The sequence below is a fragment of the Allosphingosinicella sp. genome (genome assembly GCF_059502505.1).
The window spans coordinates 496,136-512,151 of the sequence record NZ_JCACEU010000019.1 but is presented as its reverse complement, the minus strand read 5'-3'; the positions used below and the strand labels follow the sequence as shown (position 1 = coordinate 512,151).

The 16,016-nt window shown below is 68.3% G+C and carries 9 protein-coding genes and 1 tRNA gene; 5 read left to right on the top strand and 5 right to left on the bottom strand.

Going from position 1 to position 16,016, the window contains the following annotated elements; genetic code table 11:
• Window positions 1–47 precede the first annotated feature (47 nt).
• On the top strand, window positions 48–446 hold the full coding sequence (locus AC5JBD_RS14995) for a VOC family protein (RefSeq protein WP_495722617.1): 399 nt from the start codon (window positions 48–50) through the stop codon (window positions 444–446).
• A 160-nt stretch (window positions 447–606) separates the two neighbouring features.
• Here AC5JBD_RS14995 and AC5JBD_RS14990 read toward each other — a convergent pair whose 3' ends face one another.
• The 3 genes from AC5JBD_RS14990 to AC5JBD_RS14980 form a co-directional block, all read right to left on the bottom strand.
• Window positions 607–1,554 carry a glycosyltransferase gene (locus tag AC5JBD_RS14990; protein WP_495722616.1) on the bottom strand — a complete coding sequence of 316 codons (948 nt, stop codon included), beginning with the start codon at window positions 1,552–1,554 and terminating at the stop codon, window positions 607–609.
• Between the two features lie 187 nt (window positions 1,555–1,741).
• A complete protein-coding gene (gene tig / locus AC5JBD_RS14985; protein WP_495722615.1) occupies window positions 1,742–3,352 on the bottom strand; it encodes a trigger factor in 1,611 nt (536 codons plus the stop codon).
• Between the two features lie 125 nt (window positions 3,353–3,477).
• Window positions 3,478–3,562 (bottom strand) — tRNA-Leu (locus AC5JBD_RS14980).
• Between the two features lie 244 nt (window positions 3,563–3,806).
• On the opposite strand from AC5JBD_RS14980, the gene AC5JBD_RS14975 reads away from it, so the two are divergent.
• The 4 genes from AC5JBD_RS14975 to AC5JBD_RS14960 all read left to right on the top strand — a co-directional run bounded on the left by AC5JBD_RS14975 (window position 3,807) and on the right by AC5JBD_RS14960 (window position 11,014).
• Window positions 3,807–4,325 carry an RNA polymerase sigma factor gene (locus AC5JBD_RS14975; RefSeq protein WP_495722614.1) on the top strand — a complete coding sequence of 173 codons (519 nt, stop codon included), beginning with the start codon at window positions 3,807–3,809 and terminating at the stop codon, window positions 4,323–4,325.
• A 36-nt stretch (window positions 4,326–4,361) separates the two neighbouring features.
• Window positions 4,362–5,321 (top strand): FecR family protein, encoded by a 960-nt coding sequence (locus tag AC5JBD_RS14970; protein ID WP_495722613.1) that lies wholly within the window; start codon window positions 4,362–4,364, stop codon window positions 5,319–5,321.
• Window positions 5,308–7,683: a TonB-dependent receptor gene (locus AC5JBD_RS14965; protein ID WP_495722612.1), complete on the top strand. Its 2,376-nt coding sequence runs from the start codon at window positions 5,308–5,310 to the stop codon at window positions 7,681–7,683. Before AC5JBD_RS14970 ends, AC5JBD_RS14965 begins: the two co-directional genes overlap by 14 nt.
• Window positions 7,684–7,795: 112 nt before the next feature.
• A complete protein-coding gene (locus AC5JBD_RS14960) occupies window positions 7,796–11,014 on the top strand; it encodes an autotransporter outer membrane beta-barrel domain-containing protein (RefSeq protein ID WP_495722611.1) in 3,219 nt (1,072 codons plus the stop codon).
• A gap of 381 nt (window positions 11,015–11,395) precedes the next feature.
• On the opposite strand, the gene AC5JBD_RS14955 is transcribed toward AC5JBD_RS14960, so the two are convergent.
• Together AC5JBD_RS14955 and AC5JBD_RS14950 are read right to left on the bottom strand one after the other, a co-directional pair.
• Complete coding sequence (locus AC5JBD_RS14955; RefSeq protein ID WP_495722610.1) at window positions 11,396–12,790, bottom strand: efflux transporter outer membrane subunit; 1,395 nt, start codon at window positions 12,788–12,790, stop codon at window positions 11,396–11,398.
• The gene (locus tag AC5JBD_RS14950; RefSeq protein WP_495722609.1) at window positions 12,787–16,011 is read right to left on the bottom strand and encodes an efflux RND transporter permease subunit; all 3,225 of its coding nucleotides are present in this window, start codon (window positions 16,009–16,011) and stop codon (window positions 12,787–12,789) included. The genes AC5JBD_RS14955 and AC5JBD_RS14950 overlap by 4 nt, the downstream gene beginning before the upstream one ends.
• Window positions 16,012–16,016: the final 5 nt, after the last annotated feature.

Genomic DNA, 16,016 nt, shown 5'->3' with positions numbered 1-16,016 from the left:
TAGGTCGAGGTTGCACGACTCGGCAAGTGATCAACAGGAGAAACGACATGGAAGCGCGTCTGGAGCATGTGAACATCACCGTCAGCGATGCGGAGCGCACGGCGGAGTTGCTCGAGCGAATTTTCGGTTGGCGAGTGAGATGGCGAGGACGGGCGATGGCGGGCGGCCGCACAGTCCACATCGGCACCGACGAGCAATATCTCGCCCTCTATACCATGGCCGACAGCGATGGCGCACCCTTGGCCTGGCCCAAAGGCGCCCCGCTCAACCACGTCGCGGTCGTGGTCGATGACCTGGAAACCCTTGAGAGCCGTGTCGCGGCAGCCGGGCTGACGCCATTCAACCATGGCGACTACGAGCCCGGGCGACGCTTCTACTTCTTCGACAATGACGGCATCGAGTTCGAGGTCGTCAGCTACAAGCAGAAACAGGAGATGGCGGCGTGAACCCGTCCGCGCTCCTCATTCTCGCGCAGAACAGGTTCGCGGAACGCGAAATCGCCTCCCTGTTCTGCATGCAAGCGCGGGGATCGTGGCGCGAGCAATGTCTGCGGGTCATGCGCAGACCGGCGCGCTGCGGCTGCGACTGACCGTCCGGGCGGAAGCTTCAGCCTTCCCCAACCGCCGGCAGGCTCAGATAATGGAGCCGCCGCACCTCGCGACGGCCGCGAACGACCGTGTCGAGGATGAGGCCGCACATGAAGCTCATGAAGGCGACGATCATCAGGCCGGTGGCGAGGATCGCGGTCGGGAAGCGCGGAACGAGGCCGGTCTGGGCGAACGTGATGGCGAGCGGGATGCTGAGCACCACCGCGATGCCAGCCAGGAACACGCCCAATCCGCCGTAGAAGAGCACCGGGCGCTCGATGCGGAACAGGTGCAGGATGGTCTTCGCAATCCGCCAGCCATCGCGGTAGGTGGAGAGCTTGGACGCCGAACCTTCCGGACGGGCCCCGTAGGCGGTGACGATCTCGGCGACCGGCATGGCCAGCTCCAGCGCGTGGACGCTGATCTCGGTCTCGGTCTCGAAGCCTCGCGAGAGGGCCGGGAAGCTCTTCACGAAACGGCGCGAAAAGGCGCGGTAGCCCGAGAAGATGTCGCTGAACGAGCGGCCGAACAGATTGGCGAGGAGGCCGGTGAAGAGGCGGTTGCCGAGCCGGTGGCCGCGCCGATACGCCTCCTCGACCTCGGACTTTCGAGCCCCGACGACCATGTCGAGCCGCTCCTCGATGAGGCGGGCCACCATATCGGGAGCGGCGGCGGCATCGTAGGTCGCGTCGCCGTCGGCCATCACATAGATATCGGCCTCGACGTCGGCGAACATTCGGCGGACGACATGGCCCTTGCCCTGCATCCGCTCGGTGCGGACGATCGCGCCTGCCTCGGCCGCGACCTCGCGGGTGCGGTCGGCGCTGTTATTGTCGTAAACGTAGATGACGGCGCCCGGCAGCGCGGCGCGGAATCCCGCCACCGTCTGCGCGATCGCCGCCTCTTCATTGTAGCAGGGAAGCAGAACGGCGATGCGGAGCTTCGACAAAGGCAAATCCCCCAGCACTCCCCTCTCCCTTTGATGGGAGAGGGTTGCGTAGCCTTAGCGAGCAGCTTTTGCGAGCTTGGCGAAGCTGGGTGAGGGTGACAGCGGCTGAGAATATCCGCGGACGGTGTCACCCTCACCAACTCCGCCTATGCGGCAGAGGCGCTAAGGCTACGTATCCTCTCCCATCTAAGGGAGAGGGGTAAAATTAGCCCTGAGTCTTCTTGGCGCGGGCCTTCTTGGCCGGCTTCTCCTCGGCGGCGGGAGCCTCCTCGGGAGCGGCCTTTTTAGCGCGTGGCTTCTTGGCAGGCGCCTCCTCGGCGGCCGGAGCGGTCTCCTCGGCCGGAGCCTCGGCGGCCTTCGCCTTGCCCTTGGCCTTCTTCGGCTCGGCCGCGGGAGCGTCGGCGGCGGCCTTCTTGCCCTTCTTGGCCTTGGGAGCAGGCGCGTGATCATGGTCGTGATCGTGACCGCAGCCGGGGCCGTGGACATGCCCCTCCTCGCCCTCGATCTCGGCCTCCAGCTCGGCGCGGCTCACCGTCCGGTCGGTAATCTCGGCGCGGGAGAAGAGCAGGTCGACGACCTTGTCCTCGAACAAGGGCGCGCGGAGCTGCGCCGCGGCCATCGGCTCGTTGCGGACATATTGGATGAACTTGTCGCGATCGGCCGGGCGATATTGCTGCGCGGCCTGGGCGATCAGCGCGTTCATCTCCTGGCTGCTGATGTCGACGCCATTGGCCTGGCCGATCTCAGACAGGAGCAGGCCGAGGCGAACGCGGCGCTCGGCGATGGCGTGATATTCGTCGCGCTCCTTCTCCATCTCCGCGAGCGCAGCGGCGGGGTCGGCTTCGTGGCTCGCCTCATGCTCGAGCTGCTGCCAGATCTGCTGGAACTCTGCCTCGACCATCGACGGCGGCACGGGAAAATCATGGGCAGCGGCGAGCTGGTCGAGCAGCTTGCGCTTCATGTGGGTGCGGGTGAGGCCGTTCAGCTCCTGCTCGACCTGACCCTTCAGCAGGCCGCGCAGCTGCTCCATGCTCTCGAGGCCGAGCGACTTGGCGAACTCGTCATCGGCCTGCGCCTCGCGCGGCTTCTGCACCTCGTTGACGGTGACGTCGAAGGTCGCGGGGCGGCCCTTGAGGTAATCGACGTTGTAATCCTCGGGGAAGGTGACATTCAGCGTCCGCTGCTCGTTGGCCTTGGCGCCGACCAGCTGGTCCTCGAAGCCGGGGATGAGGCGGCCGGAGCCGAGCTCGACCGACATGCCCTCGCCCTTGCCGCCCTCGAACAGCTCGCCGTCGACCTTGCCCTCGAAGTCCATGATGACGAGGTCGCCCATGCGAGCCGCATAGGAAGCGGGCGCGGGATCGAAGCTCTTCTGGCCGGCGGCGAGCCGCGTGACCTGCTCGTCGACCATCTCGTCCGAAGCCTCGACCGTCAGCCGCTCGAGCTTGAGGTTCTCGATCTTGGGCGTCGGGATCTCCGGCAGCGTCTCGACCTCGACATTGACGACCGCGTCCTTGCCGGGCGCATGATCCTCCAGGGCGACCGAAGGCTGCATCGCCGGGCGGATGCGCTGGTCCGCCATCAGCTGCTGAACGCCTTCCTGGATGGCGTTGTTGAGCGCCTCCTGCTCGAGCGCGGCGCCGTGCATCTTGCGGACCAGGTTCGGCGGCACCTTGCCGGGGCGGAAGCCGGGCATGCGGATGCGCGGCGCGACCGTCTTCAGCTCCTTGTCGACCCGCGCATTGATATCCTTGGCGGGGATGGTGATCTTGAAGGCGCGCTTCAGGCCCTCGTTCAACGTCTCGACAGTCTGCATGTTATCAAGGCCTTACATTCAGGGATCTTGCGGAGCGGCATCTCGGGTCGCGGCGCCCCCTCTCGCTTACGCTCGGGGAGTTGCCCATCGAAGCCGCCCGCCGGACGGCTTTAAGTCATGGCAACTGGTGCGGGCGGAGGGACTCGAACCCCCACATCTTTCGACAACAGAACCTAAATCTGCCGCGTCTACCAGTTCCGCCACGCCCGCCGGGCCGCCGGTTGGGGCGGGGATATAGCAGGGCGGCGCGGGAGGGCAAGGCGGAGTTGGCCGATCACGAATCTGCCTCCGTCACCCTCGCCCTTTTGAAACAATGGCCTAGCGGAAAGCGGCGCAAGCAGCCGAGAATTCGTCAATCCTGCGTTCATATCGGCGATGAAACAGGCCCCTCGTGGCGCGGGAGGGAACGGAGGAAAGGCTGACGGAGCCGGAGGGAGACGAACAGGCCCCGGCGGTGCCTGCCGCAGCCGGTCTCGAGCAGGTCTATCTCGTCAGCCGGCCAGCCTTGCTGCGCTTCCTGAGGGCGCGCGGCGCCGGCGATGCGGCGGAAGACCTTGTCCAGGAACTCTGGCTCAAGGCGTCGGCAGCGGTGTCGGGTCCGGTGCGCGACCCCCTTCCCTATCTCTACCGCATCGCCAACAATCTCATGCTGGACCGCCGCCGCGCCGATCTGCGCCAGGCGAAGCGCGACCATCTATGGTCCAGCGCCGACGAGGCGGTGGGGGAGCCTGCCTCGGATGCGCCTTCCGACGAGCGGGCGTTGATCGCGAGGGACGAGCTCGCCGCTGCGGAGACTGCACTGAAGGCATTGGGCGAGCGCACCGAGATCATCTTCCGCAGGTTCCGTGTGGAAGGGCTCAGTCAAGCTGCGATCGCGGCCGAGCTCGGCATCAGCCTCAGCGCCGTCGAGAAGCATCTGCAGAAAGCCTATCGCGCCCTGATCGAGCTCCGAAGGCGTCTCGATGCGGGTTGAGCCTTGCCGCGGCGTCACGACCCTGAGGGCGTGTGGATGCTGAAGACGAGACAGGAAATTGAACGGGAGGCGATCGGCTGGGTGATCCGGCTGCGCGATGCCGGTGACGAGGACTGGCAGGCCTTCACCGCCTGGCTCGAAGCCGACCCCGCCCACGCGGCGGCCTATGATGAGGCGGCGCTCGCCGATGCAGACGCGGGCTCGCTCGCGCCGGCCGCGCCGGCGCCCGTCATTCCGGCGCCACCGCTGCTCGCGCCGCCTGCCGCACCCCGCCACCCGACCCGCCGCCGGTTTGTCGGATGGGCTGCCGCGGCCAGCATCGTCCTCACCGGTGCCTATGCCGTGCTCGGCACCGGGAGCAGCCCCTACGCGGTGGAGACAGCCGCCGGCGAGCGGCGGATCGTCGCGCTCGACGACGGCAGCCGGATCGCGTTGAACGGCGGATCGAAGGTGATGCTCGACCGAGACCGGCCGCGCTACGCACGCCTCGATCAGGGCGAAGCGTTGTTTGAAATCCGGCATGACGAGGCTCGGCCGTTCGAGGTCGAGGCCGGCGGCGCGGTGCTGCGCGACATGGGCACCGTCTTTAACGTGGTTGCCGAGCCTGAGCGGCTCGAGGTCGCAGTCTCGGAAGGCATGGTGCTCTTCAATCCCGCACAGGAGGCGACGAAGCTCGAGCCCGGCATGCAGCTGGTCAAGCGCGCCGGCGAGACGGTCAGGCTGAGCAAGGTCGCGCTGGATGCCGTCGGCGGATGGCGGGAGGGGCGGTTGGTTTATTCGGGCGCACCGATCTCGCTCGTCGCGAGCGATCTGGGGCGCAGCCTCGGCATCAGCATCCGGGTCGAGGATGCAGTGGCCTCGCGCCCCTTCAGCGGCGTCCTCTCGCTCGACGGCAAGCCGGGTGACGTGCTCGGGCGCAGCGCCGCGCTGCTTGGTCTCCATCTGCGCCGGTCGGGCGACGGCTGGCTCCTGACGAGGGCCAGTGCATCCCGCTAGCCTCCTTGCCGCCTCCGCCTGCCTCCTGTCCCTGAGCGCCGCCGCCGCCGCCGCACAGCAGCATAGCTTTACCCTGCCCGCAGGGCGCCTCGGCGACGCCGTCGTGGCGTTGGGGCGCCAGGCGCGGCTCAGCATCGGCGTGCGCGATCCAGCGCTCGCTTCGATCCGCGTGAAGCCGGTGCACGGTGCGCTTTCGGTGGAACAGGCGCTCGCCCGTATGCTCGCCGGGACGGGTGCGCGTGCCGTCCCGATCGGGCCCAACGCCTGGGTGATCATGCGCTCGCCGAAGCCGCGCATGCGACGCGCCGCGCCTCCGCCGCTTCCGGCACCGCGCGTGGAGCCCGAGCCTCCCCTACCGCCGGCAGAGGAACAGCCGGACATCATCGTCACTGCGAGCAAGCGGCGCGTCCTGCTCGCTGCCTATCCGGGCGCCGCCACCCTGGTCGACGGGCGCGATCCCGTGTTCGACGGTCTGCGCGGTACCGACGCGCTCACCGAGAAGGTGCCTGCCCTCACCTCCACGCATCTCGGCTCCGGCCGCAACAAGCTCTTCATCCGCGGCATCGCGGACTCCAGCTTCAACGGGCCGACCCAGGCGACGGTCGGTCAATATCTCGGCGAGGTCCGGCTCAACTATAATGCGCCCGACCCGGATCTGCGGCTCTACGACATCGAGCGCGTCGAGATCCTCGCGGGGCCGCAGGGCACGCTCTACGGCGCCGGCTCGCTCGGCGGCGTGATCCGCGTCGTCCCCACCGCACCTGACGCGCGCCGGACCGAGGGAGCGGTCTCGGTCGGCGGATCGCTCACTCAGCACGGCGCGCCCGGGGCGGACGCGGCGGGGATGCTCAATCTGCCGCTCGCCCGGGACCGCATCGGCCTTCGCCTCGTCGGTTATGCCGAGAGCGAGGGCGGCTATATCGACGATGTCGGGCGCGGCCTCGAGGATGTGAACCGCACGCGAACGATCGGCGCGCGGGTATCGCTTCGCGCCACGACCGAAAGCGGCTGGCAGTTCGACGTGGGCGCGGCCGCGCAGCGCATCCGGGGCGAGGATTCCCAGTTCGCCGACCGCGATCTGCCGCCGCTCACTCGCCGAAGCATGGTGCAGCAGGATTTCGGCAGTGACTATGCGCTGGCTCAATTTGCGGCGAGCAAGAGCTGGGGCGACCTGCAGCTCGTCAGCACATTCGGGCTGGTGCGGCAGAAGCTGCAGGAGCGCTACGATTCCACCCGCGAAGGCGGGCCGCCGGCCCTGTTCGAGCAGACGAGCAGGATCAGCATGGTCTCGACCGAGACCCGCCTCTCCAGCGACGGGGGCGACGGCACGGGCTGGCTGGTCGGCGCCAGCCTCATCAGCAACCGCTCCGAGCAGGAACGGGCGCTCGGCAATCCGACGGCTCCGGTCCCGATCACCGGCGTCCGCAACTCGGTCCAGGAAGGCACCTTGTTCGGCGAGGCGACGGTGAAGCCTGCGGAGTTCCTGAGCCTGACCGCCGGGGGCAGGCTCAGCCGGTCTCACCTGACCGGGGCCGCGGTCGATGCGCCCGTGGCGCTCCGTGCGCTCCTTGCAGCGCTGGAGGGGGGCAGGACGGAGACGAGCTTCCTTCCCTCGGCCGCGCTGACCGCCAGCGCGGGTCCCGATCTCCTCTTCTTCCTGCGCTACCAGCAGGGCTTCCGCCCCGGCGGCCTCGCCGTCACGGGCGACGTCATCCAGCGCTTCCGCAACGACCGCGTCGCGACCAGCGAAGCTGGGCTTCGCTATCGCCGCGGCGGCGTCGGCGGGCTCGATGTCGCTGCTTCGGTCGCCTATACCGACTGGCGGGACATCCAGGCCGACATCATCGACTTTTCGGGCCTTCCGACGACGCAGAATATCGGCGACGGCCGGATCTGGACCCTGGACCTGCGGCTGGGTTGGCGCCCCCTCCCCGGCCTCTCGCTCGGTCTGGGCGCGGTGCTCAACGAGAGCAGGGTGACCAATCCCGCCCCCAGCATCATCATCAGCCCGCGCGCGTCACTGCCCAACGTGGCTGAGGTCAACGGCCACTTCGGAGCCGCCTATGCGACGCCGGTGGCACCGGGTCTCGACCTGCACCTCACCGCCTCGGCGCGCTATGTCGGCAGCTCGCGCCTTGGCATCGGGCCGATCCTCGGAGAGCCGCAGGGCGATTGGCTCGACACCCGGCTCGGAGCCCGGCTCGAATGGGATCGGCACAGCCTCTCGCTCATCCTCTCCAATGTGCTCGACGAGACCGGCAATCGCTTTGCGCTTGGGTCTCCGTTCACCCTGCTCGAGCGCCGGCAGGTGACCCCGCTGCGGCCGCGGACGCTGCGGCTCGGCTGGGATTTCCGCTTCTAGAGAAAATTTTCGAGCCTGACGGTGCGGGTCCCAAGGACCCGCTTCGTCTTGTGATCGAGCGGCCGCTGCCGGGGGAACGGGCAGCGCCGCACCCGACACAAGAAGGATCGAAATGCGTAACCTGCTGGCCTGTACCTGCCTCACTTCCATCGCCATGATTGCCGCTGCCGCGCAGGCAGAGACCACGATCGGGACCAAGGTCACCGATCGCGTGAAGAGCTCGACGATCAAATCCGGCGCGGCGGACGATATTAAAATCGGCGCGGCAGGTTCGGTGGTGCCGACCGGGGCCGGCGCAGCCGTCACGCTCGACAGCAACAACAAGGTGACGAACGAAGGCGCGATCACGATCACCGATGCCAATGACGCCACCGGCATTCTCGCCGGGTCCGGCATCTCGGGGACGATCACGAACAGCGGCAAGATCGAGCTGCTGGAAGGCTACACGCCGACCGACGGCGACAAGGACGGCGACCTCGACGGCCCCTTTGCGACCGGCGCCCGCCGCTTCGGCGTCCGCCTCGCACCTGGCGGCACCTTCACCGGGACGGTCGCGAACAGCGGCACGATCGCGATCGAGGGCAACGATTCGGTCGGAATTGCCGCCAACACCCGCCTCGCCGGATCCCTGATCAGTTCCGGCGCGGTCACCGTGACCGGCGACCACGCGGTCGGCATCCGCGCCCAGGAAGTCACCGGCAACGTCAGCATATCGGGGAACGTCGCCGCCACCGGCGTGGGCGCCATCGGCGCGGCGCTGGACGACGACATCGGCGGGGCGCTGGTCATTCAGGGCGGCCTCAGCTCGACCGGATATCGTTCGATCGCGGCACCGGCCGACACGTCTAAGCTTGATGCCGACGACCTCCTCCAGGGCGGCAATGCGCTGAGGATCAGCGGCAATGTCGCCAAGGGCATCCTGTTCGACGTCCCGCCGCCCAACGCCAAACCTGACGACAAGGATGAGGACAAGGACGGGATTGAGGACGAGAAGGAAGGCGCCGCCAGCGTCGTCTCCTACGGCGCCGCGGCGGCGGTGCAGGTCGGCGCGGCCGATCGCGCCATCACCGTGGGCGCGGTTGCCGGCAGCGACCACGGCATCGTCGTCAAGGGCGGCATCGCGGGGCGCGGCGTCTATAGCGGCGTCGCCGCTAACGGGCTCCAGATCGGCGGCCTCGGCGGCGCGGTGAATGTCGCCGGCGGCCTCACCGTCAACGGCCAGGTGACCGCCGCCTCCAATGGCGCAAGCGCAACCGCGGTGAGGATCGGCTCGGGCGCGACCGTGAACGAGATTCGCGTCGGCGGCACGATCCAGGCCGACGGCGGCGGCGCCGCGACGGCCGTGAACCGCGCGATCGTCATCGATCACGGCGCGACGGTCACCTCGGTCCGCAACAGCGGCAAGATCCTCGCGACCACAAGCGGCAGCGGCCATGCGGGAGCGATCGTCGACAATGCCGGCAAGCTGGCGCTGGTCGAAAATAGCGGCAGCATCGGCGCGCTCGGCGCGCCGCTCGACAGCGGCCGCGCCGTTGCGATCGACCTTCGCGCAAACAATTCCGGCGCCGTCGTGCGCCAGATCCAGCCAGGACAGGGTGCTGCCTCCCCCTCAATCACGGGCAGCATCCTGTTCGGCGCCGGCGACGACCTGCTCGACCTTGCCGATGGCGCGGTCAAGGGAGTGACGCAGTTCGGAGCCGGCGCCAACCGCCTCGCCATGAGTGGCGACGCCGCCTATGAGGGGAACGTGCAGTTTGGATCGGGTGCCGACAGGCTGACGCTGGCCGGCACCTCCGTCTTCAACGGGAGCGCGGACTTCGGCGGTGGCGCCGACCAGCTCCAGCTTTCCGGAACCGCGAAGTTCAGCGGCTCGCTCGTCAACGCCGGCGCCCTTGCCGTGCAGGTCAATGGCGGCACGCTCGACGTCAAGACCACCGGCCCGGTCGCGATCGGATCGCTTGCTGTCGGTGCCCAGGGCGTGCTCGGCGTCACCATCGATCCGTCCACCGGCAAGGGCACGCTCTACCAGGTGGCAGGCGCCGCCTCCTTCGCTCAAGGCTCCAAGCTCCAGGTGAAGCTCACCACAGTTGGCGGCTCGGTCGGCAAGTTCACGGTGCTGAAGGCCGGCAGCCTCACCGGCAGCGCGGGCCTCACCGCGACTTCGGTGCTGCTCCCGGTCTTCCTCAAGAGCAGCCTCAGTGCCGACGAGCAGGCGGGCGAGCTCGCCGTGACGATCGGCCGCAAGACCGCGGCCGAGATTGGCCTCAACGGCTCGGAAACGCGCGGCTGGGACGCGATGTTCACCGCGCTGGACAAGGATGCCAAGGTCGCCGGCGCGTTCCTCGAGATGACTGACGCGGAGGGCTTCCGAGAAGCCGTCCAGCAGATGCTCCCCGAACATTCTGGCGGCGTGTTCGAGACGGTGACGCAAGGCTCCCGTGCCAGCGCCCGCTTCCTCAGGGATCCCAATTCGCCGCTCGCCGACATGGGCGGCTGGGGCTTCTGGCTGCAGCAGGTGGCCTGGGGCACCTCCAAGGATATCGGCGACACCTCGTCCTACGACATCACGGGCTGGGGCGCCTCGGGCGGCCTGGAAGTGGAGATGGGCGGCGCGGGCAATCTCGGTGCATCGCTGGCTTACCTCGGCGGCCGTGACGAGAATGGCGACAATGCCAACGAGGTGAGCGCCGACCAGTTCGAGCTTGCCGGCTACTGGCGCGGCGACTGGGGAGCGCTCCGAGCCCATGCCCGCGCCTCGGCCGCGTTCATCGCCTTCGACGGCACCCGCACCTTCACCGGCACGATGGGCAGCGAGACCGTCACCCGCACCGCGAGCGGCGACTGGGACGGACAGCTCTATTCGCTCGCCGCAGGCCTCTCATACGAGATCCCGCTGGGTCGCCTGAGCCTCAGGCCGGCGGCATCGCTCGATTATTACCGCCTGTCCGAGGACGGCTACACCGAGAAGGACGGCGGCGATGCGATGAACCTGATCATCGGCGATCGCACGAGCGACGAGTTCGCCGCCGAGGCGACGCTCACTGCCGGCTATGACTTCGGCAACCTCGATCGCAGCAAGGGCTGGTTCCGCGCCGAGCTCGAAGGCGGGCGCCGGCAGATCCTCGGCGGCTCGATCGGCGAGACGGTCGCCCGCTTCGGGAGCGGCTCGTCCTTCACCCTGCTTCCCGAAGACCGCGAGGACGGCTGGGTCGGCAGGCTCCGGCTGCTCGGCGGCATTTCGGAATTCTCGGTCGGCGGCGAATTTGGCGCGGAGGAGCAGCAGGGCCGAGCTGCGATCTCGCTCCGCGTCGGACTGCAGGCATCGCTGTGACGCAGCAGGCGGGTGCGGGTCTCGGCCGGTGGTGACGTCTTAGGGGCAGGAGGTAGTGATGGACCGGAGAACTGAGGAGTTTCGGCTTCTGCTCGGCATGGCGGGCGTGACCCTGGTCACGCTGGCGCTCCTGCTGTTCCAGCTCGCCGACCTCAACCAAGCCCTCCGGCCCTGATCCGGCACTCGTGCTCGCGTGGTGCCGGACCTTGGACCCAAGGAGACAGAGCGCCGCTTCCGCTACATCACCCCTGCCGTTCGCGGGCCGTGGCGGCGCAGTTCCGCTGAAGCAGTGGAAGATGCTCTCCAGGCCGGCCAAGCCTTCGTGCAACGCGGGAAGGTGACACTCTTCGAATTCACCAGGATCGAGGAGCTTGACGGCGGCTAAGCGGCGCTACTCGTCTGCCAACCGCCGCCAAGGGCCAGGAACACCGAAATAAGATTGTCGGAAAGCTGCGCTTCCGCCTGGGCCAGCGCCGTCTCCGTCTGGGCCAGCGTGCGCTCCGCCTCCAGCACGATCTGGAAGCCTTCCCGACCGGCTTGGTAGCGCAGGCGGGCGATCCTCGCCGCCTCCTGACCGTTCGCCCGCGCCCGCCTCAGCGCAGCGACGCGGTCGAGCTCGCGGGCGTAGCGGGTGAGCGCGCTCTCCGTCTCTTCCAGCGCCCGCAGCCAGGTGCCGTCGAAGCGGGCCAGCGCCGCCTCGGCCCCCGCCTCCGCCTGCGCGATCCGGGAGCGGGCGACGGCCGTGTTGGGGAAGGTCCAGCTGATCAAGGGCCCAAGGCTGAACCGGAAGCCGTTGCCAGACGTCATGCCGCCGAGCGAGGTGCCGGTCGACCCCACCGACGCGCCCAGGCTGATGTTGGGGTAAAGCTCCGCGGTGGCGACGCCGATCCGGGCCGTCGCCGCGGCGAGTTCCCGTTCGGCCCCCCGCACGTCCGGTCGCCGGGCGAGGAGCGAGGCGCCGTCACCGACGGGAATCGGCCGGCTGATCGAAGGCGGCGTCGAGCAGGCGGCAACGATCGCCGGGAACTCCGCCGGCGGGCGCCCGGTCAGCACCGAAAGCCGGTAGAGCGCCGTCTGACGCTGTGCTTCAAGCGTCGGAATGGCGGACCTGCTCTGTTCGAGCAACGCTCCTGCCTGATTGGTATCGAGCGCGGTCGCACGGCCGCCCTCGAACAGGCGACGGGTGAGATCGAAGGTGCGCTCCTGGATACGGACCGTCTCGCGCCCCACCTCGAGCTGACGTCCGGCATTGCAGGCGTCGGAATAGGCGCGGGTCGTCTCGGCTGCGACGGTGATGCGGGCGAGGTCGAACGCCGCCTGCACCGCCTCGACATCGGCACGGCTCGCCTCCGTCGCGCGCCGGATACGGCCGAACAGGTCGACTTGGTAGCCGACGTCCAGCCCCGCATCGAAGACGACGTCGGCTCCGCCCGGCCCCGGATCGGCATAGCTGGCGCCGCCACTGACGTTGGTCGTCGGCAGGCGTCCGGCGCGCACCTCCCGCAATACGGCTCGCGCCTGGGCCAGGTTGGCCGCAGCGACGCGCAAATCCGTGTTGCGCTCCAGCGCCTGCTCGACGAGGCCGTCGAGGACCGGATCCTGGAACAGGCTCCACCAACGGCCCGGCGGCTCTTCACCGGTGAAGGCCGGAGATGCGACGCCGACGAGCGAGTCCTGCGCCGGCGCAGCAGAAGTTGGGGAGCGGTAGTCGGGACCGACGGTCGTGCAGGCGGCGAGCGCGAGCGCGCTGGTGGCTGCTATCAGAAGATGCTTCATGCGGGAGCTCCGCCCTCGTTCGGCAACGGGTCGTGAGCCGTGCCGCCGTAGGAGGTGGGATAGAGGTTTTCCTTCTGCCGCCGCGGGAAGCGCTGCCCGAGCCCGCGCATCACGACATAAAAGACCGGGGTGAAGATGAGGCCGAACAGGGTGACGCCGATCATCCCGAACACCACCGCCGTGCCGAGCGCCTGGCGCATCTCCGCGCCCGGGCCCACCGCGATCGCCAGTGGGATCACGCCGAAGATGAAGGCGAAGCTGGTCATCAGGATCGGCCGCAGCCGCTGCCGCGCCGCCGTCACCGCCGCCTGGAAGCGGTCCAAGCCGTGCTCCTCCTCCGCCTGCTTGGCGAACTCGACGATCAGGATGGCGTTCTTGGCGGCCAGCGCCACGAGCACGACGAGGCCCACCTGCGTCAAGATGTTGTTGTCCATGCCGCGCAAAGTGACGCCAAACAAAGCCGCGAGGATACACATCGGCACGATCAGGATGACGGCCAGCGGCAACGTCAGCGCCTCATATTGCGCGGCGAGCACCAGGAAGACGAACAGGACCGCCAGCAGGAAGATCAGGGTCGAGCTGCTGCCCGCCGCCTTCTCCTGATAGGCAAGGCCGGTCCATTCGTAGGTCATGCCCTGGGGCAGCGTCGCCTGCGCCAGCTCCTCCATCACTGTCAGCGCATCGCCCGAGGAGACGCCCGGCGCCGCCTGGCCCTGCAGTTCGACGGCCGGAAAGAGGTTGTAGCGCACCACGCGTGACGGTCCGCTGTCGTTCCGCAGCGTCGCCACGGAAGAGAGCGGCACCATTTCACCGCTGACCGAGCGCACCTGCAGCCGGCCGATATCGGAAAGGTCGTCGCGCGCCGTCGGCTCCGCCTGCGCAGTCACCCTGAAGGTGCGGCCGAGCAGGTTGAAGTCGTTGACATAGGTCGAGCCCATATAGGTGCCGAGCGCCTCGTAGACCTGCGACGGCTGCACGCCGAGCAGCTGCGCCCGATCGCGGTCCACGTCGGCGTCGATTCGCGGCGAACCGGTGTTGAACAGCGAGAAGACCTGCGTCACTTCCGGCCGCTGCGGCGCGGCGCCCATCATCGCGAAGGTGGCCTGCTCGAGCGCCTGGTAGCCGGCGCCGGTGCGATCCTGGATCATCATCGTGAATCCGTTGCCGGTGCCGAGGCCGGGCACGGCGGGCGGCGCGATCACGAAGATGTTGGCGTCCTCGATCGCTCCGCCCATCGCCATGGTGAGCGCCTGCGACAGCTCGCCGGCGCTCATCCCCTTCTCCTGGCGATCGCCCCAATCGGACAGGCGGACGAACATCGTCCCCGCGTTGGAAGATTGCGAGAAGCTCGAGCCGTCGAGGCCGGCGAAGGTCGCCGCATCGACCACGCCCTTCTGCGCGCGAACGATTTCATAAGCGCGGTTCAGCACCTCGCTCGTCCGCTCGAGAGAGGCACCCGGCGGCAGCTGGACGACGCCGATCAGCACGCCCTGGTCCTGCTCGGGGATGAAGCCGGTCGGGGTCGAGGTGAGCTGCCAGCCGGTGAGGCCCAGCAGGCCGGCATAGATGATCAGCATCAGGCTGGCCTTGCGCACCAGCCTGCCGGTTACGCGCCCATAGCGGTCCGACAACCAGTCGAAGCCGGCGTTGAACTTGGCCGCGGCGATCCGCACCGGGCGCATGATGCGCGGCCCGTCATCGGCATGGCCTTCTTTGAGCGGCTTCAGCAGCAATGCCGCCAACGCCGGCGACAGGGTCAGCGAGACGAGCAGCGAGATGAGCGAGGCCGCGGCAATGGTCACGGCGAACTGGCGATAGAAGATGCCGGGGATGCCAGAGACGAAGGCCGTCGGCACGAACACGGCGGTCAGCACCAGGCCGATCGCAATCAGGGCGCCCGACACCTCGCGCATCGTGCGATGCGCCGCCTCGCGCGGGGTCAGCCCCTCGCGGACGTGCTTCTCCACTGCCTCGACCACGACGATGGCGTCGTCGACGACGATGCCGACGGCGAGCACCAGCGCGAACAGCGACAGCGAGTTGATCGAGAAGCCAAGGGCGAGCTGGACCGCGAAGGTGCCGACCAGCGCGACGGGAATGGCGAGGATCGGGATGATCGCCGCGCGCCAGGTCTGCAGGAACACCATCACCACCAGGATGACGAGCACGATCGCCTCGAGCAGGGTCTCCTGCACCGCCTCAACCGAGGCCGCGACATATTCGGTCGGGTTGTAAGGGATGGAGTAGACGATGCCGGGCGGGAAATCCTTCGACGCCGCCTCGACCTCGTTCAGCACCAGCTCGGCCGCGTCCAGGGCGTTGGAGCCGGGCTGCTGGATGATCGCGAGCGCAACGCCGCGCTTGCCGCTGAACGACCCTTCGATGCCATATTCCTGGCTGCCGAGCTCCACCCGGGCAACGTCGCGCACCCGCGTCAGAGCTCCAGACGGATCGGTCTTGATCACTACGTCGGCGAACTGCGCCGGATCGGTGAGGCGGCCCTGCACCTCGATCGGGAGCTGGAAGGCGGGATTGCCGCTGCCATAAGGCGGCTGGCCGACGGCGCCGCCCGCGACCTGCACGTTCTGGCTGCGCAGCGCCTGGACGATCTCGCCGGCGGTGAGGTTGCGCGCGGCGGCCTTGTCGGGATCAATCCAGATCCGCATCGAATAATTGCCGCCGCCGAACACGAGCACTCCGCCGACGCCTTCGAGGCGCAGCAGCCGGTCGCGGAGGCCGGTGTTGGCGAAATTGCCGATATAATCCACGTCGAGGTTGGGATCGGTCGAAGTCAGAGCCACGATCATCAGGAAGCCCGACGACTGCTTGGCGACGGTCACGCCGATCTGGCGCACCTGCTCGGGCAAGCGCGGCTCAGCGAGCGCCACCCTGTTCTGGACCAGCACCTGCGCCGCATCGAGGTCGGTCCCCGGCTCGAAGGTGACGGTGATGCCCGCCGCCCCGCTAGTGGATGAGGAGGACATGTAGAGCATGCCCTCGACGCCGTTGATCTCCTGCTCGAGCGGCGTCGCCACCGTCTGCGCCACCGTTTCCGACGACGCGCCCGGGAAGGCGGCGTTGATGCTGATCGTCGGCGGCGCGATCTCCGGATATTGGGCGAGCGGCAGCTGCGGGTAGGCGAAGGCACCGATGAGGGTGATGAAGATCGCGATGACGCTCGCGAAGATCGGCCGTTCGATGAAGAAGCGGGAGATGTTCATGGACC

Coding starts and splice junctions, on each gene's coding strand:
- AC5JBD_RS14950 (WP_495722609.1), bottom strand. CDS start 16,011: ATGAACATCTCCCGCTTCTTCATCGAACGGCCGATCTTCGCGAGCGTC.
- AC5JBD_RS14995 (WP_495722617.1), top strand. CDS start 48: ATGGAAGCGCGTCTGGAGCATGTGAACATCACCGTCAGCGATGCGGAG.
- AC5JBD_RS14970 (WP_495722613.1), top strand. CDS start 4,362: ATGCTGAAGACGAGACAGGAAATTGAACGGGAGGCGATCGGCTGGGTG.
- AC5JBD_RS14955 (WP_495722610.1), bottom strand. CDS start 12,790: ATGAAGCATCTTCTGATAGCAGCCACCAGCGCGCTCGCGCTCGCCGCC.
- AC5JBD_RS14960 (WP_495722611.1), top strand. CDS start 7,796: ATGCGTAACCTGCTGGCCTGTACCTGCCTCACTTCCATCGCCATGATT.
- tig (WP_495722615.1), bottom strand. CDS start 3,352: ATGCAGACTGTCGAGACGTTGAACGAGGGCCTGAAGCGCGCCTTCAAG.